The organism is Bdellovibrionales bacterium (assembly GCA_041662785.1).
GTDB lineage: Bacteria > Pseudomonadota > Alphaproteobacteria > UBA9219 > UBA9219 > UBA8914.
Genome location: JBAZRW010000002.1, coordinates 86,094 through 107,204, shown reverse-complemented (window position 1 = coordinate 107,204; position 21,111 = coordinate 86,094). Strand labels below are relative to the sequence as shown.

General features: G+C 53.7%; 20 protein-coding genes. 7 read left to right on the top strand and 13 right to left on the bottom strand.

Annotation, left to right across the window (positions count from 1 at the left end; all coding sequences use genetic code 11):
- Positions 1–26 precede the first annotated feature (26 nt).
- Entirely contained in the window at positions 27–416 is a 390-nt protein-coding gene (locus WC612_02910) for a hypothetical protein (protein MFA6279727.1), read from the top strand.
- Between the two features lie 15 nt (positions 417–431).
- On the opposite strand, the gene WC612_02905 is transcribed toward WC612_02910, so the two are convergent.
- Entirely contained in the window at positions 432–1,010 is a 579-nt protein-coding gene (locus WC612_02905) for a DJ-1/PfpI family protein (protein ID MFA6279726.1), read from the bottom strand.
- A gap of 61 nt (positions 1,011–1,071) precedes the next feature.
- Here WC612_02905 and WC612_02900 point away from each other — a divergent pair, with 61 nt between their 5' ends.
- Both WC612_02900 and WC612_02895 read left to right on the top strand, forming a co-directional pair.
- A complete protein-coding gene (locus WC612_02900) occupies positions 1,072–1,425 on the top strand; it encodes a hypothetical protein (GenBank protein MFA6279725.1) in 354 nt (117 codons plus the stop codon).
- Entirely contained in the window at positions 1,422–2,642 is a 1,221-nt protein-coding gene (locus tag WC612_02895; protein ID MFA6279724.1) for an EAL domain-containing protein, read from the top strand. Before WC612_02900 ends, WC612_02895 begins: the two co-directional genes overlap by 4 nt.
- A 75-nt stretch (positions 2,643–2,717) precedes the next feature.
- On the opposite strand, the gene rpsI is transcribed toward WC612_02895, so the two are convergent.
- From rpsI to WC612_02845, 10 genes are all read right to left on the bottom strand, one after another.
- A complete protein-coding gene (gene rpsI / locus WC612_02890) occupies positions 2,718–3,161 on the bottom strand; it encodes a 30S ribosomal protein S9 (GenBank protein MFA6279723.1) in 444 nt (147 codons plus the stop codon).
- Between the two features lie 89 nt (positions 3,162–3,250).
- A complete protein-coding gene (gene rplM / locus WC612_02885; GenBank protein MFA6279722.1) occupies positions 3,251–3,754 on the bottom strand; it encodes a 50S ribosomal protein L13 in 504 nt (167 codons plus the stop codon).
- 168 nt (positions 3,755–3,922) lie between these two features.
- Positions 3,923–4,843 carry a DMT family transporter gene (locus WC612_02880; protein ID MFA6279721.1) on the bottom strand — a complete coding sequence of 307 codons (921 nt, stop codon included), beginning with the start codon at positions 4,841–4,843 and terminating at the stop codon, positions 3,923–3,925.
- A 24-nt stretch (positions 4,844–4,867) separates the two neighbouring features.
- Positions 4,868–5,176, bottom strand: a complete 309-nt coding sequence (locus WC612_02875) for a hypothetical protein (protein ID MFA6279720.1) — start codon at positions 5,174–5,176, stop codon at positions 4,868–4,870.
- Between the two features lie 44 nt (positions 5,177–5,220).
- Positions 5,221–5,652 (bottom strand): 50S ribosomal protein L17, encoded by a 432-nt coding sequence (rplQ, locus tag WC612_02870; GenBank protein MFA6279719.1) that lies wholly within the window; start codon positions 5,650–5,652, stop codon positions 5,221–5,223.
- A 145-nt stretch (positions 5,653–5,797) separates the two neighbouring features.
- Positions 5,798–6,814, bottom strand: coding sequence for a DNA-directed RNA polymerase subunit alpha (locus WC612_02865; GenBank protein ID MFA6279718.1), 1,017 nt, complete (start codon positions 6,812–6,814; stop codon positions 5,798–5,800).
- A 50-nt stretch (positions 6,815–6,864) separates the two neighbouring features.
- Complete coding sequence (rpsK, locus tag WC612_02860; protein ID MFA6279717.1) at positions 6,865–7,272, bottom strand: 30S ribosomal protein S11; 408 nt, start codon at positions 7,270–7,272, stop codon at positions 6,865–6,867.
- Positions 7,273–7,347: 75 nt separating this feature from the next.
- The gene (rpsM, locus tag WC612_02855) at positions 7,348–7,728 is read right to left on the bottom strand and encodes a 30S ribosomal protein S13 (protein ID MFA6279716.1); all 381 of its coding nucleotides are present in this window, start codon (positions 7,726–7,728) and stop codon (positions 7,348–7,350) included.
- A gap of 477 nt (positions 7,729–8,205) precedes the next feature.
- Complete coding sequence (gene recA, locus WC612_02850) at positions 8,206–9,294, bottom strand: recombinase RecA (GenBank protein ID MFA6279715.1); 1,089 nt, start codon at positions 9,292–9,294, stop codon at positions 8,206–8,208.
- A gap of 135 nt (positions 9,295–9,429) precedes the next feature.
- Entirely contained in the window at positions 9,430–10,242 is an 813-nt protein-coding gene (locus WC612_02845; GenBank protein MFA6279714.1) for a hypothetical protein, read from the bottom strand.
- A 95-nt stretch (positions 10,243–10,337) separates the two neighbouring features.
- Between WC612_02845 and WC612_02840 the strand changes: the two genes are divergently transcribed.
- From WC612_02840 to WC612_02830, 3 genes are all read left to right on the top strand, one after another.
- Positions 10,338–10,667 carry a YerC/YecD family TrpR-related protein gene (locus tag WC612_02840; protein ID MFA6279713.1) on the top strand — a complete coding sequence of 110 codons (330 nt, stop codon included), beginning with the start codon at positions 10,338–10,340 and terminating at the stop codon, positions 10,665–10,667.
- Positions 10,668–10,896: 229 nt separating this feature from the next.
- Entirely contained in the window at positions 10,897–11,970 is a 1,074-nt protein-coding gene (locus tag WC612_02835) for a GNAT family N-acetyltransferase (protein ID MFA6279712.1), read from the top strand.
- Positions 11,971–12,526: 556 nt separating this feature from the next.
- The gene (locus tag WC612_02830; protein ID MFA6279711.1) at positions 12,527–13,486 is read left to right on the top strand and encodes a histone deacetylase family protein; all 960 of its coding nucleotides are present in this window, start codon (positions 12,527–12,529) and stop codon (positions 13,484–13,486) included.
- 457 nt (positions 13,487–13,943) lie between these two features.
- On the opposite strand, the gene tldD is transcribed toward WC612_02830, so the two are convergent.
- Both tldD and WC612_02820 read right to left on the bottom strand, forming a co-directional pair.
- Positions 13,944–15,377, bottom strand: coding sequence for a metalloprotease TldD (gene tldD, locus WC612_02825; protein ID MFA6279710.1), 1,434 nt, complete (start codon positions 15,375–15,377; stop codon positions 13,944–13,946).
- A gap of 4 nt (positions 15,378–15,381) precedes the next feature.
- The gene (locus WC612_02820; GenBank protein MFA6279709.1) at positions 15,382–17,952 is read right to left on the bottom strand and encodes an ATP-binding protein; all 2,571 of its coding nucleotides are present in this window, start codon (positions 17,950–17,952) and stop codon (positions 15,382–15,384) included.
- A gap of 248 nt (positions 17,953–18,200) precedes the next feature.
- Between WC612_02820 and WC612_02815 the strand changes: the two genes are divergently transcribed.
- A complete protein-coding gene (locus tag WC612_02815) occupies positions 18,201–20,585 on the top strand; it encodes a DNA translocase FtsK 4TM domain-containing protein (GenBank protein MFA6279708.1) in 2,385 nt (794 codons plus the stop codon).
- Positions 20,586–21,111 lie beyond the last annotated feature (526 nt).

The window sequence follows — 21,111 nt, the reverse complement described above, 5'->3', positions numbered from 1 at the left end:
CACCCTTTTATTGAAAGGATAGAATTATGAGTGATGACAGCGATAACATCATTTATTTAGCACATGAAATGTTGCGGCAGACAGCGACCCAAGAAACAGCTTCTTATAAAGAAGTCGAAAACGAAACAAGCGCTAGAAAAAAAACCATGAAGGCTGTATGCGTCGCCGCTGTGACCGCCGCTATCGGCAGCGCTGCCCTCACCAGCTATATCGGGGAATCGCACAATCCCATCACGCGCTATGAACGCGTGGAACTCGACGCCCTCGTTTTCTATGCGGCGCGGCAAGAAAAAATCAATGAAAGGATTCTACGGCAAGAATTGCAGGATGTGTTTGAGCTTCCCTCGCTGCAAGACTTATCGAAGAAAGACTATCGGCGTATTCGCAACTATCTGTGGCGGCGGATTCAACGATAGGCCGATGCCGCGCGATTAGGCGGCCACGGCCTCGTCTTCGTTTTTTTGAGCCAGTTGGGCTTGAGCCACCTGCCCCATAAGGGCAGAAAGCCACCCCTCGATTTGGGAGTCCTTGGCTGTCAAAACAGCGCCATCAACGCACACGTCCTCTTCGCTAACAACCATTTGGGCCGCTTGCAACTCTTCTGCCGCGCCCGAAAAGCCTGAAACGGAAAGGCCAGCGCTTTTAGGAGAAAGTGTCAAAAGGTCAACGCCCGATCCAATCGCGGCGACAGGTTTCCCCGCCTCAAGGAAATGATTGATAATACGGCGCGTATGCAAATTGGTTTTCAGTTTTGCAACGCCACGCTCACCGCCAACAAGAACCAAAAGATCGTAATCCGACCCCATCGCCGTTGAAATGGACTCATCAACGGTAAAATAATGCCCCCATGTCGAATCTTGCCAGCCATTGACCAAGCCCTGCTCCGGCGCAATCATCTTGTAAGTCATCTTTTCCTTGGTCATAGACCGTTGGACAGCGGTGATGTGGTTTTCGTCAAAACCATTGGCGACAAGAATAGCGATGCTTGGAGAGGCAAGCGATAAGGTCATATGGAACTGCTCCTGTAATGCGATTGTGAACAAAAAGAGACGGCCACGAAAAGGCCGCTGTATGGGGATCCCATCCCTCGTTTTGATGATGAAACCTTATGCCATACTCTTGGGCGAAAAAGAAGGCCTTGTTTTGCTTTCATGGGTTCTAACCAACTGCAGCAGAACTATTTTTATGGGATTGTTGCCTGTTTGCCGCAGCCCAAAGGTTTATTTGACCAAGAATAAACCGCAAAAGCCTCAAAATAAGAAAACCCTTCAAAAACAAAGCAGAAGAACGTTATTTAATAACCTTACTTTAAAGAATGCATTTCGCAGATGCAGCATGAAGGGGTTGATTTTTATGATTTATTTAGAGAATTACGTCATTCTTAAAGAGAATTTATCTCTTTCTATGGTAAAAATAATAGCATGAGAGTATGGGACGCCGAAGACAGCCGCACAGCGGCAACGAGCCTAGTCCTTGAGCAGGATTTCATCCTGCGCATTCGGCGTTTGCATCGCCTGAATTCGCCTCATCTCGTCGCCAACGTCCTTTTATCTACCATTCCAGAAGATTACAGCGGGCGTGGCCCGCTTAGAGACGCGCAGCGAAGGCTTCAAGCTTTGGCCTTGGCTCAAAAAGGAACTTACGCCGAAATGTCAAACGGCGATGTTTTTCTGATCTGGCCCGACACGATGCTTGCCAAGACGTTTCCCCATCAAGCCATGATGGTGGCCCTGCCTAACGGCGTCGCACCGGATGATACATCCAAATTCACGGTTCTCTTTAACCTGCCGCAAGACTATGCGCTGCTGCGTGAACGTGCCAACCACTATGTGAATGAATCACGCGCAGGTGAAAGCGACGAAGATGAAAACTCGCCCTCGCGACTTCTCCAAAGCGAGGCAGCACGAGGCCCACTGACGGCATGGACCGTTGACCTCATTGATCGCCTTGTCAAAGAAATCGATCTATGCCCCTTTATCCGCTCCCAATCCGTTTACGAGATTCAAAAAGATCGTAGCTGGAAGGTTCTTTTCGATGAATCCTACATCGGGCTTGAAGAAGTCAAACAACGCTTCTTTCCCCACATCGATGCCGAACAGCCCCGCCATTTGTTTTTAGATTTGTGCCACGTTCTGGACAGAAGCTTGCTTCAAGCCCTGACCATCAATTACGACTCCGTCAGCGGCATGAACCTGAGCCTCAACCTGTCGTTACAGACCATTTTAGGCGTTGATTTTGCGCAATTCACACACCGTATTCCACGCGCCGCGCGCGCAAGGATCGGGTTTGAAGTTCACTGCGGGGATTTACTGCAAGACTTTGCTCAATCGCTCAGCGCTCTCGAAACGCTGCATCAGGAAGGCTACAATGTTGCCATTGATGGCGTAACGCCCGATATGATTGGCTTCTTTAACTTTACGCGCCTGAACGTCGATTTTATCAAGATCAAAGCCTCACGCGATCATGCTGTTTCTTTTAAATACCCTCTTATTCGAGAATCCATCATGCACGCCCCGCGTGAGAAGATTATTTTCTATCATTGTGACAGCGATCAAACCCTGAAGGCGGGCGTGGAACTTGGCATCACCAAATTCCAAGGCTGGCTCATCGACGACTATGCCCGCAAATGGCGGCGCGGATAATGTTCGCGTCCGACAAAAAAAGGGAGCCTTGCGGCTCCCTTTTTCTTTTGTGTGCCCAAGTGGGGCAAACGTTTTTTAGCGCTTGCTGAACTGGAATCGCTTACGAGCTTTAGCCCGACCATACTTCTTACGTTCAACAACGCGCGAGTCGCGTGTCAGGAACTTGGCAACCTTGAGTGGCGCACGAAGCGCAGGCTCAAAGTACGTCAAGGCCTTCGAAATGCCGTGCTTAACAGCACCCGCTTGCCCTGACAAACCACCGCCGTTCACAAGACAAACAACGTCGAACTGGCCGGCGCGATCAGCAACCGAGAAAGGTTGGTTGACGATCATTTGCAAAACGGGACGTGCGAAGTAAACGGCGACGTCACGGCCATTGACCGAAATCTTGCCATTTCCGGGCTTGATCCAAACGCGAGCAATCGCATTCTTGCGCTTGCCCGTCGCATAGGAGCGGCCAAAGTCATCGACCTTGCGCTCATGCTTGGGCGCTTCATCAGCAGCGGCCTTAACAGCCACAACTTCATCTTGAGCCGGAGCCGAAGCCGCAGCTTCAGTCACGGCGGCCTTGATCCCTGTGAGGGTAGATTTGCGAGTAGTCGTGGCCATTACTTTGTCCTCTTGTTCTTGGGATTAGCGGCGGCAAAATCAATCGTCTTGGGGGTCTGCGCTGCGTGCGGATGCTCTGTGCCGGCATAGACCTTAAGGTTGCCCAACTGGCGACGACCCAAAGGCCCACCTGGCAACATACGCTCAACGGCCTTTTCGATCACGCGCTCTGGGTACTTACCCGCCAAGATAGCGGCAGGCGTGCGCGACTTGATCCCACCAGGAAAGCCGGTGTGATAATAGAAAGGCTTGTCCGTCGCCTTGTTGCCCGTCAGAGCAATCTTCTCGGCGTTGATGATGATGACGTTGTCACCGCAATCAACAGAAGGCGTAAAGGTCGGCTTGTTCTTGCCGCGCAAGATCGTCGCGACAACCGCCGCCAAACGACCCAAAATAACGCCCTCGGCGTCGAAAAGAACCCAGTTCTTTTCGACTTCGCCATGTTTTGCAGCAAAGCTCTTCGTCTGAACGCTCCGCTTTGATAAACTTGTTTTTCCAGCCATTGATCGTACCTTTCAGGCATATTACGTGCGAACCTTCCCATGGCAAAATACCAAGAGATGTCCTCTTCAGGGGTGTCCTTTACGTTTTTAACGCGCACGAGTCAACAATAAATAAGCTTTCAAGCCAAGAAAAAGGTTGTGGTAATATACTACCGCCCACAAAAGGGGTCAGCCCTGCCCTTCAAGAATGGCTTCTTTTAGGGCAGCACGATGCGTGATGATTTGATAAACAATCAAACTACCAAGAACCAACCCCATGCCAAGATACTGATAGGCCTTCAAATACTCACTTAAAAACAAAACAGAGAAAAGGGCTGTAAAGATGGGCTCGATCTTTGCAAACAAACTCCACCGGAAAGACCCCAAAAGCGCAATGCCATAGAACATGCCAAAACTGGCCGTTCCCAAAGAGAGGGAGCACAAAACTGCCCAGCCCCACCCGCTTATTGTCTCGGGCATCACAGGCGTTTTGAAAAGCGCGATGAGGATCAAGATGACGGTCGTCACGATAAAAGTCTCAGCCCCGACAACCGCCGGATTGCGCGATTTCATTTGGCGGCCATAGATATAAAGGCGGTTGGCCGTCGCAATAGCCGCCATAAAAGCGAGCGCCACACCTTCCCAATGCGAAGGCGTTTGTGCACTCCACAGATCAAGAACGAACGCAAGACCGATAAGCGCGGCCACCGTTGAGCCAAACGTCACAGCGTCAAGTTTAATTTCGCGCCGCCACGCCATAAAAAAGAGAAGCATCAACGTATGCGTAAAGACAATAACGAGAACGATAGGGCCAGAAAGATAAGCCAACCCGCCGATAATCCCGATAACGGAAACAGCCTGCCAAAAGCCGCCGATTAACGCCATCTTGCGATCATCTTTGGATTGATAAAGGGGCTTGCGTTTCAACAGACAGAACGTGGCCATTAAAAGGGCTCTGACCGATGTTGTCATCAACACGATAAAGATGGCGTTCGCCCCATCAGCGTACGCACCACGCGCGGCAGCAGGATAAAGGCCATAAACTGCGGCGGTTATAATCGATACAATGATACCGATTTTGTCGCTTTGTTTAATAATGCCAGATGACATGAGGGTCGCCTTTCGCAAGCGGCTCTACCGCGCTTTGCAACGGGAGAAGCAATCCTTAAGGGAGGCTTTGCAATCGGCCTGAGCGCCGAAGACGCCCGTCATCTGGCCACGGCCTACGGGGCTTTGTGCCGCGCTGCTTTCACTGCAACGATCAAAGTCCGCATTGCACGAGCGCGTGCAGGATTCTTTGTCGTTATCCAGCAGCATCACCGCGCCGCTTGAGCTGGTGTAGGAGGTTGTCTTCTGGGGCGCTGCGCTGCACGCGCCAAGCAAAGCAATCCCCGCGAGTAACAGAAAAAAAGAAGGGGCCTTCCCGATATTTTTGTTGAACATCTTCGAAGGCCCCTTCTCTAAAGTTATAAACGGTAAGCTTTGGTTTATTCCGCCGCCTCGGTGTCCATTTCGTCTGTCTTGACGATCACGGGGCCGCTGTCTTTGCCCTTAGCTTCAAGGTCGCGATCGATAAACTCGATGAATGCCATCGTCGTCGCGTCGCCGTAACGGATCCCCGCCTTTAAAACGCGCGTATAACCACCCGCGCGTGTCTTATAGCGTTCGGCCAGAACGGAAAACAACTTGGTGACCATCGCGTCATCACGCAGCGTAGAAAAGGCCTGACGGCGAGCCGCAAGGGTTCCCTTTTTGCCAATCGTGATCATCTTTTCGATGACAGGGCGAAGCTCTTTCGCCTTAGGAAGCGTTGTCTTGATTTGTTCGTGCTTGATCAGCGCACACATCATATTGGCGAGCATCGCTTGACGATGGCTGCTTGTGACGTTGAGTTTACGACCTTTAATACCGTGACGCATAGCGTTCTCCCTTTATGATGTGGCTCCTGTGCTACGCCCCCATGGCGCTCCTGCAGGAACCGATTACGCGCTCCGCCGACCTGAACCCAGAACCGGCAGAAAACAATTCGTCACTCATTCCTGAATGCCGAATGCTGAATCCCCCTTAGAAAGGCTCTTCAAGCTTCTTGGCCAAATCCTCGATGTTCTCGGGGGGCCAATTAGGAATCTGCAGCCCAAGGCCGAGGCCCATTTGCTGCAAGACTTCCTTGATCTCGTTAAGGCTCTTACGGCCAAAGTTCGGCGTGCGAAGCATTTCGCTCTCCGACTTTTGAACCAAATCGCCGATATAAACGATGTTATCGTTCTTCAGGCAGTTGGCCGAGCGAACGGACAATTCCAACTCATCCACCTTGCGCAGCAAGTTGCGGTTAAACGGCAGATCGCCAACGGCTTGTTCTTGCGGCACAGCAGCGCGCGGCTCTTCAAAGTTGATGAAGAGTTGCAGCTGGTCTTGCAAGATACGCGCGGCCACGGCCACGGCATCTTCCGGCGTGATCGAGCCATCGGTTTCAACCGAAAGCGTCAGCTTGTCATAATCGGTGACCTGCCCGACGCGGCTGTTATCAACCTTATAAGCAACCTTGCGAACGGGGCTGAACAGCGCATCGACAGGGATCAAACCGATGGGCGTGTCTTCTTTGCGAAGCGCCGAGGCGGGGATGTAACCCTTGCCCGTTTCAACGGTCATTTCCATGTTCAAGTGAGCGCCCTTATCAAGCGTGCAGATCACAAGATCAGGGTTCATGATTTCAACGTCTGCGCCCGTTTCAATTTGACCGGCCAACACTTCGCATGGCCCTTCGGCATGCAAACGAATCCGGCGCATGCCTTCGGCATGCATATCGATGGCGAGCATTTTGACGTTAAGGATGATGTCGGTCACGTCCTCACGAACGCCCGGAACGGACGAAAACTCGTGCAACACGCCTTCAATTTGAATAGACGTCACCGCCGCGCCTTGCAGCGAGGACAGTAAGATACGACGCAGAGAGTTTCCAAGCGTTAGCGCGAAGCCGCGTTCAAGCGGTTCGATCACCAAAGAAGCATAACGGTTCGGCGTGTCCGAAACGGCAACTTGTTTGCTGGCCTGAATGAGCGCTTTCCAATTCTTTTGCAACACGGATCGACCTCATTGGTTCGAGTAAAAAATACGACTAAACAACAAAACCCTTAAACGCGACGGCGCTTACGGGGACGAACACCATTGTGGGGGATGGGTGTCACGTCACGAATGGTTGTGACTGTAAACCCAACCGATTGAAGGGCGCGTAGCGCCGACTCGCGGCCTGACCCAGGCCCCTTCACTTCAACTTCAACTGTGCGCACGCCATGTTCCATGGCTTTCTTGCCTGCGTCCTCAGCCGCCATCTGCGCCGCATAAGGGGTTGACTTGCGCGAGCCCTTAAAGCCCATCAGCCCCGAAGACGACCACGCGATCGTGTTGCCTTGGGCATCCGCGATTGTCACGATGGTGTTGTTGAAACTTGCATTCACATGCGCGACGCCACTAACAATATTTTTTCTCTCGCGGCGACGCGTGCGGGCGACGGGTTTGCCCTTTTGATCTTTTGCAGCCATTTTTTAAATCCATTTTCTTTTGATGTCATCGATACTTCGCTAGGGAGCAAAGCGAACAGGTAAAAGCCTCAACCCTTACTTACGGGCTGCGATCTTCTTGCCAGCGATTGCCTTGGCAGGGCCTTTACGCGTACGCGCATTGGTGTGCGTGCGTTGGCCATGAACCGGCAGTCCCTTGCGATGACGCAAACCACGATAGCAGCCCAAATCCATCAGACGCTTGATGTTCATGGACACTTCGCGGCGCAAATCGCCTTCGACCCTGTAGTTTTTATCGATGTCTTCGCGAATACGAAGAAGCTCAGCTTCAGTCAATTGATTAACGCGCTTTTCGGGAGCGATCCCAATACGGCCGCAAATCTCTAGCGAGTTTGTCGGACCAATTCCATAGATGTAACGCAATGCAATGTGCAAAGGCTTACCAGCCGGAATGTTAACGCCTGCAATACGGGCCACGTGGCTCTCCTCAGTTTAAAACGACCGGTTCAAACGCATCCTACTATCCACCTTGCGGTAGGCAAAGGAAGCTCCCAGCCTCATAAGGCCCCTCTCGATCCAAAAATCAAAAACGACCCACTCTTTTCTTTTGTGTTAATCACCCCAGTCCATCAAAGAAGTCGATCAAAAAAAGCTTTCAATCAACGCAAAAACGACCCGATCACCTAACCTTACGATTGGTGGCCGAGGCGTTCCTCTTCAAAGTCGCGCAAAACCCGTCATAAGATGACAAAAGAATCGCTAAGACGAAACAGGGGCTTCGGCTCCCACACAAAAGAGCCGAGGCGCGCAGTATAGTGTCCTTGCGCCACGAGTCAAGCCCATCCCTGCTGTTTTCTTTTCAAGCCTTGCTTACACGGGAAAGAATAGAAAAGCGCACTTCTCTTAACGCCATATGATTACTACAATCAAGAAGTTAAGTGGAAAAACGCTCTCTTAACCCTCCACTTCATCGTGTTCTGGCACGCCCTTCAGCATCGCCTCGCCCACAAGACCGGCGTTGGCGCGAACCTTGCTTTCGATGGACGCCGCCATTTCGGGATTGTCGCGCAGGTACTGCTTGGCGTTCTCACGCCCCTGCCCTATGCGAACGCCGTCATAAGAAAACCAAGCGCCGGACTTTTCGACGACGCCTGCCTGAGAACCCAAGTCAATAAGCTCGCCAAGCTTGGAAATGCCTTCACCATACATGATGTCAAATTCAACAACGCGGAACGGCGGCGCCATTTTGTTTTTGACAACTTTGACGCGCGTTTGGTTACCCACGACCATGTCACGATCTTTAATCGCGCCGATGCGGCGAATATCAAGGCGAACGGAGGCGTAGAATTTTAGCGCGTTGCCGCCCGTCGTCGTTTCGGGATTACCAAACATCACGCCGATCTTCAGGCGGATTTGGTTGATAAAGATAACCATACAGTTCGAGCGCGAGATAGAACCCGTCAGCTTACGCAAGGCCTGACTCATCAAACGCGCATGAAGGCCAACATGGGAGTCCCCCATCTCGCCTTCCAACTCGGCACGCGGCACAAGCGCGGCAACGGAGTCCACGACCAGAATATCAATAGCGCCCGACCGGACAAGCGTATCGGCAATCTCAAGAGCCTGCTCCCCCGCATCGGGTTGCGAAATCAGCAACTCATCGATATTGACGCCCAGCTTCCGCGCATAAGACGGATCCAGCGCATGTTCCGCATCCACAAAGGCGCATGTGCCGCCATTCTTTTGGGCTTGCGCGATGGCGTGAAGAGCCAGCGTCGTCTTGCCAGAGCTTTCAGGGCCATAGATTTCGATCACGCGGCCCCGTGGTAACCCACCAATGCCAAGGGCGATATCCAAACCAAGTGACCCCGTCGAGATCACTTCGGTTTCCCCAACCCCCTCTTGCGAGCCCAATTTCATCACCGAGCCTTTGCCAAAGGCGCGCTCAATCTGGCTGAGTGCGGCATCCAAGGCCTTTTGGCGTTCGGGATCCTGATGGGTTTTTTCGACGACATGAAGGGTTGTGGTGGTTTTGGAGGCCATAGCTTTTTCCTTTTGGTTCGAATCGTTCTGTTTCTGCTTTGTTCTCATCCTACCCTCGTCCATACGCGCTGGCAAGTTCTTTTTTTGTTCTTTTTGCTCCACGACCCAAAAACAGGATACCCAACTGATATTAAACTACTTTCTTGCAAAGACGCCATAAGGGGTTGGGCCGACACGACCCTCCCACGTCGCCAAAAGATTGTCGAAATGGTCGGGAACGTAATCGGGGCCAAGGATTTTATCCAACGGGAAACTAAAGGCCGCATTGGGGATCACGCGCACATCATGCGTTGGTGCAAAACGCAAGGGGATAACGGTCGATAAATCGGCCTGCAAGCCATCATGCAGCTCGACAATCACGTCCATCTTTTTAAGCGCGGGAAACCGTTCAGGATCAAGAAGGTCTTGCTCGGCTCCGTCGATATCCATAAAGACCAAGGTTTCTTCACCCGCGAATTGGCTGAAGGCCTCATCCGCGAAAGCGCCCCCCACGATCACGCGATCTTCCACGTTGTTAAGGGCCGCCAAAGCCTTACAATCGGCCTGCGCCGCGTCATCTTTATCATAGGCATAAACCGTCGCTTGCGGCATCCGCATCGCAAAGCCAACGCTGTAATAACCTTGCGAGCAGCCTATATTGACAATGTTTTTATAGGGCTTTGCGATGACCGCCTCAACAGCGTCATGCAGCTCCCATTCATAGGTTCCCAGCAAGAGCGGCGGCAGATGGTTTTTCATCATGGCGGCAGAAAGCTCCATCCCGCGAAACGGCCCCGCAAAAACCTTATTACCGATGCGATGCAAAAGATGCTGCCCCAGCACCGCGCCTTGCAGACCGCTGAGCATGCTCCACAAGCCGCGCAGCTTGATATGATCGGGGTAGTCCGCCTCCCAAATGGGCTTCAGAGCGGCCATAAAGTTGGGAGCCAAATCAGGAGGAAAAAACATGGAACAGCTCTGCTTAAATCAAGGTGGAACGGAAAGGTGGTAACACCTTTTTGGGGGTGCTATGCTTCCTTTAGCACACCTTCAAAGGATTCGTCATGTCCGAAACCCATCATACGCGCTCAGGCAGCAACGCTGCCAACAAGCCCAAAAAGGAATCGATAGAAAAAGAGCTTTTCGCGGCTTTCATGACATTAAAAAATGAAGACGACTGCCGCCGCTTTTTTTATGACCTTTGCACCCCCAAAGAGTTATCGGACATGGCCGAGCGTTGGTGGGTTGCCCGCTTGCTCAATGAAGGCGGATTATCCTATCGCGCCATTCATCAATTAACGGGGGTCAGCGTCACAACCATTGGCCGCGTGGCGCGTTTTTTAGAACAAGAAAACTATAAGGGCTACAAGCTTGTCCTTGATAAAAACAAGTAGCGCCTGAAACTATTTTTTTCTGTTGTAAGGCGCACAGGAAATCTGTAGGTTTCTTCTATGGTCACGAACAGCGCCCTTTTTGCTCTACAGATAAAGCCTTTTTTGAAACACAAAAAGGCCTAAGGCCTTTTTATATTTTGGCTGCTGCCTAGCGTTGACGTTCCGCACCAGCCTCCCCCACCAAAAAACAAAAGAATACCTTTAATCCGTTTATCGGGAGTTTTATCCTATGTCAGCCCATGCCCACAATTTAGCCGCCTTTCCTCTTTATGCGCAAAATCTTGAACCTCATCCACTCGCCAAGCTTTGGGAACAGGCCTTTTACGATCTGATCCAAGAGCAAGCCGAACAGCATGCCTTTTCCCCCGCCGCTAAGGAAAGAGAGCACGAGGCTGAGGCGCTTTTCGATGCCATCGCCCGCCACAGACAATGCGAGGCCTTTCTTGTGATGGACACGACGATTCCATGGCAGCCTGTGCCGTTGACGGCCGTGACCTATTACGCCGCCCATAACGGGCGTGGCGCGGGCCTCTATCTTGAAGATATTGTCACGACAAAGCGCGAGCGCGGCCGTGGCGCGGGATCGTTCGCCTTGGCGACGTTGGCGCAAGTGGCTCTAAAGAGAAGGTTTAACTATGTCGCATGGGAATGCGCGGCTCATAACACGGTGGCGCAAGACTTCTATACATCTCACGGGGCCATGAGCCACAATGACCAACACACATGGCGGCAAGGCCAAGTCCCCAACCTTAACGCACAGGAAACTGACACAGATTCTGGGCTAGCCTTTCGCAAAATTAGCTTTGGCAACTATAGGCCACTGATCTCTTTTTTAGAAGAGCAAGGAATGCCTCCCCATGAAGGGCAAAGAAAGCTTTTGAGCCACAAAGCCTACGACGAAGACCCCTTGTTTATCGTCGCAACAGAAACGACAAAGAGCGGGCATGAGGGCAACGTTGTTGGCATGGCCTCGGCCTATCGCAGCTTTTCAACCTTCCGCATTGTTAGCGGCCTGCATATCAGCAGCCTTTACGCGCAAGGCAATGATCCGCAGATTGCTTCCAGCCTCCTGCGCCAATTCACGCCCCTTCAGCACAAAAGGAATCTGCTGGGCCATACGGATATCACTCTTGCCGATAGGCAAAAGGAATGGCTTAATCCCGTTATCGAACAAGCGGGGTTTGAGCCGTTAGCCTATGGTGAGGACAAGATGATCGTCAGAAGCTTACACGATTCCGCACTTCACAAGCTTGCCTGCCGTTACGGCAACCGCGATCTGACAACGCATCTTCGTTGTCATTAACCATGAACGCATGGAAAGTCATAAAGGAATGTTTTGTCCGCTGTCGTCATTCCCCCCCCGCACCTGAAGAGTTGGTTTATGGGCCATAAGAGAAACCTATCGTCATCCCCGCGAAGGCGGGAATCCAGCGCGAGCGATAGCGAGCGTATGAGTTAAAAATGAAAAACAAGCGCTATTGTGAAGTTTTTTGCGTCTTATGCCGCGTTGACACGCGGCGCTGGATCCCGCTTTCCCGTCTGCGCTGCTCCGCAGCTTCGTCGGGCCAGGCTTCGGCCCTGCGAAGCTCGTCAGAGCGAAGCAGGGTCAGCGGGATGACGATAGAAGAAAGATTATTTTGTTATACCCAATACCGGTCAAGAGGTGGTCATTGGAACAAAACAAACGGGATGCCCGCTTTCGCGGGCATGACGGGGTTTTTGTTTTAATTTAATCCTATACGCGTCATCCCCGCGAAAGCGGGGATCCCGTTTTCTTTTGACTATCTTGCCCAATTTCCCCAGCTCTTGAAGTGGAAGGGGTATACCTTACTAAACCGGCCGATTAAGGAGAACGAACCATGACAACACTCTGCTTTTACCATCCCGACAATGAAGCGCATGATCCGGGCAAGGGACACTCGGAACGTGCGGCGCGGATCACGGCCATAGTCAAGGCGCTGCGCGCCCTCCCCGATCCAACTATTGTGTGGAAAGAACCTCCCTTGGCGGATCGTGCGGCGCTGTTGCTGGCCCATACGCCCGCTTACATCGACTTTGTTTTTATGTCGGTTCCGGCAAGTGGCTACTGCCCTATCGAAATCAACGAAGTGACTTCGGACGACGATGCGGGTGAGGTCACCGTTCTGTGCCCCCGCTCTGGCGATGCTATCTTGCGCTCTGTCGGCGGAGCCTTGCAGGCGGTGGATGAAGTCGTCACGGGAAAAGCCGATAACGCCTTTTGCCTGACGCGCCCGCCGGGTCATCATGCGATGCCGGACAAAGCCATGGGCTTTTGCGCGGTGAACAATATCGCCCTCGCGGCGCGTCATGCGCAGAAAGCGCATGGGCTGAAGCGCATCGCCATTGTTGACTTTGACGTACATCACGGCAACGGCACGCAGGCGATTTTTGAAAAAGACACGTCCGTCTTTTTTATCAGTCTTCACCAACTGCCGTTATGGCCGGAGTCGGGTCATGCGGATGAGGTCGGCGCAGGCAACATCCTGAATATCCCCTTCCCACCCAACACACCGCGTGAGGCATGGCTGACGCAGTGGCGCGAGAAAGCGATGGCGCGGTTGGAGACGGAGGACTTTGACCTTCTTCTTGTGTCGGCGGGTTTCGATGCGCATAAGGACGATCCGAAGGGCTCGCAGAATCTGGAAACAGAGGATTATGCGACCCTTATGCGCGACCTTTTGGACATGGCCAAGCGCAAGTGCCAAGGCCGCCTGATAGCGCTGTTGGAAGGCGGCTATGACGTCGAGGCCAGTGCCGCCAGCGCCGCCGCCGTCATGGGCGTTTTAGCGGGGCAATAGGGGCAAAAACGGGCCCTCATTTTGGGTGTTGGGGAAAATCACTTATAGAAGGGGTCGTACACGCGTTTAGATAAGCGCTGACGCGTTATTCTGATGCCTCCGCTACCTGTGTGGCCTAGGATTTTACCCCTATTCAGCGCTCATCACAAGCGCCGTACGGGGCCTTTTAAAACTGCCTATAAAAGGGGCAAAAAGTGAGGGGTTTCCCCTTTCCTCAATTTCGTCATTGCGAGGAGCGAATGCGACGAAGCAATCCAGCTGCGCGGCGTCTGCCGCGCAAATGACTCTTCGGCCTCGCAGACGCTCGGCAGCTGGATCGCCACGCTCCTTACAGTCGCTCGCGATGACGGTAAAGGAAAAAGGGTGACGCAACACTTCCCTAAATCCTAAATCCTAAATCCTAAATCCTAAATCCTAAATCCTAAATCCTAAATCCTGAATGCTGAATCCTATTCACCTACACACTTGCGCCGCCGACCGTCATGGCATCGATCCGCAAGGTCGGCTGCGCCACGCCCACGGGGACGCTTTGGCCATTCTTGCCACAAGTCCCGACGCCCGTGTCCAGTTTGACATCGTTGCCAATCATCGACACTTTCTTGAGAACCTCAAAACCGGAGCCGACAAGCGACGCGCCTTTGACGGGACGACCAATCTTGCCGCCCTCAATCTCATAAGCCTCGGTTGCCGAGAAAACAAACTTGCCAGAGGTGATATCTACCTGCCCGCCGCCAAAGTCGGCGGCGTAAATGCCGCGATCAACCGAAGCGATAATCTCTTCGGGCACATGGCTGCCCTTTAGCATCATCGTGTTGGTCATGCGGGGATACGGCTGGCACGCGAAACTCTCGCGCCGCCCGTTGCCCGTTGATGCGCCGCCCATCAGCCGCCCGTTCAGGCGATCTTGCATATACCCCACAAGCTTCCCGTCCTCGATCAACGTCGTGCATTGGGACGGCGTGCCCTCATCATCAATGGAAATGGAGCCGCGCCGGTTTTCCAGCGTGCCATCATCCACAATGGTCACGCCCTTGGCCGCCACTTGCTGCCCCAGCAGCCCCGCGAAAGCCGAGGTCTTCTTGCGGTTAAAGTCGCCCTCTAGGCCGTGGCCGATAGCCTCATGAAGAAGCACGGCGGGCCAGCCCGCGCCAACCACCACCGTCATCTCACCCGCCCGCGCTTCAACAGCGTCAAGGTTCACAAGAGCCTTGCGGAACGCCTCATCGGCCATACCCTGCCACTGCGTTGGATCAAACAGATGGTCATAGGAAAGCCTCCCGCCCGCGCCGCGTGCGCCGCTTTCCATGCGATCCCCCTGCTTGGCGACAACCGAAACATTGAGACGCACAAGGGGGCGAATGTCTGCCACGCGAAACCCGCCCGCGCCGATGATCTGCACGGCCTGCCACGTCGCAGCGAGCGAAACGCTTACCTGATGGACATGGGGATCACGCGCGCGCACATAGGCGTCGATCTCTTGCAACAGCACAAGGCGCTGCTCAAAAGTTTTAGACAAAAGAGGATTATCATCGCCATACAAGTGACGGTTTGTGCCGATGGGGGGCAGTGCCAGCTCACCCGCATAGCCGCCCTTCACCGCCGCCACGGATGATGCGGCGCGGCGCAAGGTTTCCTCATCCAGATTAACGGCATGGGCAAAGCCAATCGTCTCACCACACACGGCGCGAAGCCCAAAGCCTTGCGTGGTGTCATAGCTGGCCGTGCGCAGCTTACCATCGTCCCACACCATGCCTTCGGATTGCGCGTATTCAAGATACAACTCACCATCGTCTGCGCCCATAAGCGTGTCACTGACAAGGCTCTCAACCTTGCCGCGATCCAATGACGCGGCCTCAAAAAAAAGCTTATCGGTTTGGGCGAGTGCGGACATACCTTTACGCCCCTTCGCTCAGCAGATCTTTGACCTTGCTGGCGAGTTGCTTGAGGGAGAACGGCTTGCCAAGGAAGTGGATGACCTCGCCCGACTTAAATTGCTCGCGCAGGCGGTCTTCGGTATAGCCCGACACAAAGACAACCTTCATCTTGGGCCATCTTCCTTGCATATGTTTATAGAGTGTCGGCCCGTCCATCTCGGGCATCACGACATCCGTGATTGTCAGGTCGATCTTGTCGCCTTCTTTTTCCAAAATCTCTAAGGCTTCTTCGCCGCTGCGCGCCTCAAGGACGTTATAGCCCTTGTTCTTCAGCGCGCGGGTTGAGAACACGCGCACCGCGTCTTCGTCCTCAACCAGCAAGATCGTGCCCGCGCCTGTCAAATCGGGGCCGGGTTTTTCCTCGGCATTCTCATCCGTCACATCGGTGACGCGCTGGCTTTCATTCTCGGCCAACACTGGCAGGTAAACCGTAAAGATTGTGCCACGCCCCACGGCGCTTTCCACATGGATAAAACCGCCTGTTTGCCGCACAACGCCGTACACAGTGGACAAGCCAAGCCCCGTACCAGAGCCGATTTCCTTCGTCGAAAAGAAAGGATCAAAAATACGCGGAATGATTTCCGACGGAATGCCTGAGCCGGTATCCTCCACCTTGATCAAAACATAGCGTCCGGGTGGCATATCGTCCTGCCCGCGCAGGACATGGTCTTTTTGGATATGATTGGCCGTCGTGATCGTGACCGCACCACCGTCTGTCATGGCGTCACGCGCATTGACCACAAGATTGATCACGACTTGCTCTAGCTGGCCTTGGTCAACCTTGACAAGGCCGATGTCACGCCCATGGAACATATCGAGGCGTATCTGTGCACCAATTAGGCGGCGCAACAGCGCCGTAAGCTCAGACACCACATCGACGATGTTGATAACCTTGGGTTGCAAGGTTTGCTGACGCGAGAAGGCAAGCAACTGGCGCACAAGGTTAGCCGCGCGGTTGCCGTTCTGCTTGATCTGCATAATATCGGTAAAGCTTTGATCGCCCGGTTTGTGGCGCATAAGAAGCAAATCGCAAAAGCCGATCATCGCCGTGAGCAAATTGTTGAAGTCATGGGCGACGCCGCCCGCCAGCTGACCGATGGCTTGCATCTTTTGCGACTGGGCGAACTGGATTTCCATGCGCTTTTGCTCTGTCACATCGATGAAATAGAGCATCAAGCCGCCATCGCCGCCGCCTTCGCCTTCGATCTGCGTCGCGTCGCCAAAACGCTTGGCAAACACATGCACGATGATATCGCGATCCGCCTGAAGGAGGACTTCAATCGGCTTGGTCATGTCCGCGCCAGAGAGAACCTGAGCAAGAATATCCAACGACTCCTTACGCGCTTGTTGCGCGACCAGTTCGGCTATCGGCTGGCTAATCGTGGCCTCGCGCTTGCGCCGCGCAATCGTCAAAAACGCCTGATTGCATTCCATCACGATAAAATTGGCATCCAAAAGAAGGACACCAATCGGCGCTTCGGCAAACAGGCGTTGAAAGCGATACTCGGAAAGCGAAAGCGCCATTTGCCATTCGCGCTCTGGCGAGAGATCGCGCACGACCGAGCGCGTGCGCAGGGCCTTGCCGTCTTCGGAAGGCACAACTGTTTGGGTAACAGCCACAGGAAAGAGCGTACCATCGCGGCGGCGCAAGATCACTTCGCCCCGCGTTTCTCCTTGAGCGCCCGCCGCAATGGCATAAGCCGCCGCCCCATCGGGGGCATCCTTCAATATGTCGTGAATCCGAACGTCGCCCTTCACAAGATCGTCAGGCGTGACTTGCAGCCAATCGGCCAACGTTTCATTCACAAAGCGGAAACGGCCATGTTGATCGACGGAATAGATACCAATAGGCGCACGCGCCATAAAATCGATCAATTTGTTTTGCTCGTCCCGCATGGCGCGTTCCATGCGGCGGCTTTCGCTAATGTCCTCAAAGCGCCAATGATAATAGCGATTATTCCCATCAATAGGCCTTGCCACAATGCGGCGCCATTCGACCATGCGCTGACCACGCATGACGGGAAGATCCACAATAACGGACTGCCCCTTTTTCAAGGTGTCCTGAATCTGCTTAAACTTCTGCCGACTTTCCGCCGTCGCACCAAACCGCGTCGTCAGGGCCTCCATCACCGGCTCTTTGCCCCAATCAATCCAGCCGCGAAAGGCACGACTGGCCATCACAATGTCGCCCTTTTGATCGGTGATCAATTGGGGGGTGAGCATGCTATGGAAGGCCTCGCGCAGCAAAACCTCTTCCGCCGCATCATCATGGGAGTGCTTGATCTGCCACCACACGGCGGCCGACATGCCCAAAAGCGAGGCGGCCAAAAGCCCCCCGATAATCATGCCCGCAAGGTCGCCGGCAAAATAAGGGGCAAAAACCGCCACCATGCCCAGCGCCGTCATCACGGCAAGACCTTGGAACATGCGGCGCATACGCGACAGCTTCCCGCCGCCCCCTGACGGCAAAACGCGCGGGGTCAGCCAACGCGACAAGGCCTTTAACCCGTTATGAAAGAATGCTTTAACCACGCCTTATCCACCTGCTTTTTACGAGAAGCCCTCGACTCACCCCTGTGAGTCGCCTCCCCTACAGTTTCAGTCATGCAACAATAACGGTGTGCAAGAAGTTAACGGACGCTATTTTGTTTGTTTTTGGCAGGATTTTTCGTTTCTTCAGGTTGAACCCTACGCGTATAACGACAAGGTGACAGGAACGCCCGAATCGGCAAGAATGTCCCCACCCGCTTCTTTTTGTCGTTCATTGAGTTTTTTGCCTTATGTCACAACGTCCTCTTGTTCGCACCTCTTCACGTTATCGCCGCGGCGGCTCGCCTTGGATGCCGGATTCCTTGCGGGCGGCCCTTTTGCGACTCCTCGCCCGCGTCGAAGGGATCGCCATGATCCTGCTGGCGGTTGTCTTGGCGCTTGTTATTATTAGCTACCACCCTGAAGATTCCTCACTCAACGCGGCCTCAACCGACGTCATCCACAATCTTTTTGGAACAACGGGGAGCTACCTTGCCGATTTTCTATGGCAATACTGGGGCATTGCCTCGATCTTACTGTCCATTGTTCTCGCGGCTTGGGGTTGGCGGATTAGCGAAGGGCGCGGACTTGATTTGCCATGGAGTCGCGCACTGGCCGCCTTTTTGTCCGTACTAGCCGCCGGAATCGCGATGGCCGCCCTTACCCCCGACGCGTCCCTAGGCATGACCCGTTTTTGGGGAGGCTCTTTTGGAAAACTTATCGCAGGAGCGCTCCTTGGCCTTCTGCCCAAAACGGGCGGCGGGATCATCGTGGCCGTCACAATGGGCTTGTTGTCCTTGGGAACCCTTTACATGGCCTGCGCGCTGACCTTTGGCGAGTGGCATGATTTCGTAAGGCTCCTGCACCAAATGGCACATAGCGCCACGACCTCTTTGATCAACAAGAGCCAAGCGCTGTGGAACCGCCTGCGCCACCGCGATCAAGAATGGCCCGCTGAAGACGAAGAAGTCGAAGAAGAAGAGGAGGAGGAGGAAGACGAGAACGAAGAAGAGGATGAGGAAGAGGAAGAAGGTTTTATCCGCCCCCTAAAACGCACCGTCAAAAAGCCCCTTATCAGCAGACCCAAACCAACGGGAAGGCAAGCTCGCCTACCCTTGCGAGCCGAAGGCTCTCACGCCTTGCCACCTTTAGAATTGCTGCAATGGCCAGAAGCGTCTCGCAAAAGCGCACCGGATCTGTCCGAGGAAGCCTTAGAGAAAAATGCCAAACTTTTGGAATCCGTCCTTGCCGACTTTGGCGTGTACGGCAAAATCACCAAGGTAAGTCCGGGCCCCGTCGTCACGCTGTATGAGCTAGAGCCTTCACCGGGCACGCGTTCCTCACGCGTCATATCCTTGGCCGACGACATCGCCCGCAACATGAGCGCTGTCTCGGTGCGCGTTGCCGTTGTGCAAGGTCGCAACGTCATTGGCATTGAACTGCCCAACAAGAAGCGCGAGATGGTGTTCCTACGCGATCTTCTCAGCAGCGAAGTCTATACCGATCATAAAGGCGCTATTCCTTTGGTGCTGGGCAAAGACATCGCGGGCATGCCCATCATCACCGACATGATCCGGATGCCGCATTTGCTGATCGCCGGAACGACAGGGGCGGGCAAATCCGTCGCCATCAACACCATGATCCTGTCTCTCCTTTACCGGCTGCCACCTGAAAAATGCCGCTTCATCATGATCGATCCCAAGATGCTGGAACTTTCGATCTATGAAGGCATTCCGCATTTGCTCGCCCCCGTCGTGACCGAGCCGAAGAAGGCCATCATGGCGCTTAAATGGACGGTGCGCGAGATGGAAGAGCGTTACCGCGCCATGTCCAAGCTGGGCGTGCGTAACATCGACGGCTATAACATCCGCCTGCGTGAAGCCGCCAAGAATAAGGAAAGTCTGACTCGCACGGTGCAGACGGGCTTTGACCGCGAGACGGGCAAGCCTGTTTACGAAGAGCAGCCCCTTGATCTGACCCCCCTGCCCTTTATCGTCGTGATCGTGGACGAAATGGCCGATCTAATGCTTGTCGCGGGTAAAGAAATCGAAGCCGCCGTCCAAAGGCTCGCGCAAATGGCGCGTGCGGCTGGCATTCATATTATGATGGCCACGCAAAGGCCTTCGGTGGATGTCATCACGGGCACGATCAAGGCCAACTTCCCCACGCGCATTAGTTTCCAAGTCACCTCAAAAATCGACAGCCGCACCATCTTGGGCGAACAGGGAGCCGAGCAGCTTTTAGGACAAGGCGACATGCTTTACCGCGCAGACGGCGGACGCATCACGCGCGTGCATGGCCCCTTTGTCTCGGACAAAGAGGTTGAGGACGTCGTCGCCTTCCTTAAGGCACAAGGCGAGCCCGACTATTTGGACGAAGTAACCGAAGACGAAAGCGAAAACGAAGAGGGCCTTTCTAGCGGCGGCAACGATTCAGGCGATGAGATGTACGACAAGGCCGTCGATGTCGTCCTGCGCGACCGCAAGGCTTCGATCAGCTATGTGCAGCGCCAGCTTTCGATTGGCTACAACCGCGCCGCGACGCTTATTGAACGCATGGAAAAAGACGGCATCATCAGCGAGGCCAACCATGTGGGCAAACGCGAAATCTATGGACGTCAGCTCGATGAAGAATAAGAAAGGGGGTCGAGTCTAGAATTTTAATAATCACCCTCCCCTTGCGGCCACATATCCCTCCCCCTTGCGGGGAGGAAAAGCTACCACCGCGATAGCGGTGGAAGCAAGGGAGGGGGGAGAGCGACTGGGGGGATCCCTAATTGTAATCGTGCCAAGCGTCACTCCCCCCTCCCTATCCCTCCCCGCAAGGGGGAGGGAACCCTACAGCGTTACCGGAAAGACCAAGCCTAACTCTTGATGAAGAATAGCCTCGATACCTTACGTTTCCCCTTACGTCATTCCCGCCTTCGCGGGGATGACAAAGAATAAATAGAGTCTAATACCAACGCCCCTATGAAATGACTCGTATAGGAAGAAAACAAACGGGACCCCCGCTGGAGCCTGCCCCGTACTTGATACGGGGCGGGGGTGACGATTATGGGTTAAAACTAAACGTTAAACCCGTCATTCCCGCGAAAGCGGGAATCCCGTTTTCTTTTTATCGTCACACGTCATTTCTTATGGTCGCTGGTATAACCCGCTGAAG

Excerpts from the sequence above, each read along its gene's own strand:
- WC612_02910 (MFA6279727.1), top strand. The coding sequence starts at position 27 with ATGAGTGATGACAGCGATAACATCATTTATTTAGCACATGAAATGTTG.
- WC612_02905 (MFA6279726.1), bottom strand. The coding sequence starts at position 1,010 with ATGACCTTATCGCTTGCCTCTCCAAGCATCGCTATTCTTGTCGCCAAT.
- WC612_02900 (MFA6279725.1), top strand. The coding sequence starts at position 1,072 with ATGGGGATCCCATCCCTCGTTTTGATGATGAAACCTTATGCCATACTC.
- WC612_02895 (MFA6279724.1), top strand. The coding sequence starts at position 1,422 with ATGAGAGTATGGGACGCCGAAGACAGCCGCACAGCGGCAACGAGCCTA.
- rplM (MFA6279722.1), bottom strand. The coding sequence starts at position 3,754 with ATGGCTGGAAAAACAAGTTTATCAAAGCGGAGCGTTCAGACGAAGAGC.
- WC612_02880 (MFA6279721.1), bottom strand. The coding sequence starts at position 4,843 with ATGTCATCTGGCATTATTAAACAAAGCGACAAAATCGGTATCATTGTA.
- WC612_02875 (MFA6279720.1), bottom strand. The coding sequence starts at position 5,176 with ATGTTCAACAAAAATATCGGGAAGGCCCCTTCTTTTTTTCTGTTACTC.
- rplQ (MFA6279719.1), bottom strand. The coding sequence starts at position 5,652 with ATGCGTCACGGTATTAAAGGTCGTAAACTCAACGTCACAAGCAGCCAT.
- rpsK (MFA6279717.1), bottom strand. The coding sequence starts at position 7,272 with ATGGCTGCAAAAGATCAAAAGGGCAAACCCGTCGCCCGCACGCGTCGC.
- recA (MFA6279715.1), bottom strand. The coding sequence starts at position 9,294 with ATGGCCTCCAAAACCACCACAACCCTTCATGTCGTCGAAAAAACCCAT.
- WC612_02845 (MFA6279714.1), bottom strand. The coding sequence starts at position 10,242 with ATGTTTTTTCCTCCTGATTTGGCTCCCAACTTTATGGCCGCTCTGAAG.
- WC612_02840 (MFA6279713.1), top strand. The coding sequence starts at position 10,338 with ATGTCCGAAACCCATCATACGCGCTCAGGCAGCAACGCTGCCAACAAG.
- WC612_02835 (MFA6279712.1), top strand. The coding sequence starts at position 10,897 with ATGTCAGCCCATGCCCACAATTTAGCCGCCTTTCCTCTTTATGCGCAA.
- WC612_02830 (MFA6279711.1), top strand. The coding sequence starts at position 12,527 with ATGACAACACTCTGCTTTTACCATCCCGACAATGAAGCGCATGATCCG.
- tldD (MFA6279710.1), bottom strand. The coding sequence starts at position 15,377 with ATGTCCGCACTCGCCCAAACCGATAAGCTTTTTTTTGAGGCCGCGTCA.
- WC612_02815 (MFA6279708.1), top strand. The coding sequence starts at position 18,201 with ATGTCACAACGTCCTCTTGTTCGCACCTCTTCACGTTATCGCCGCGGC.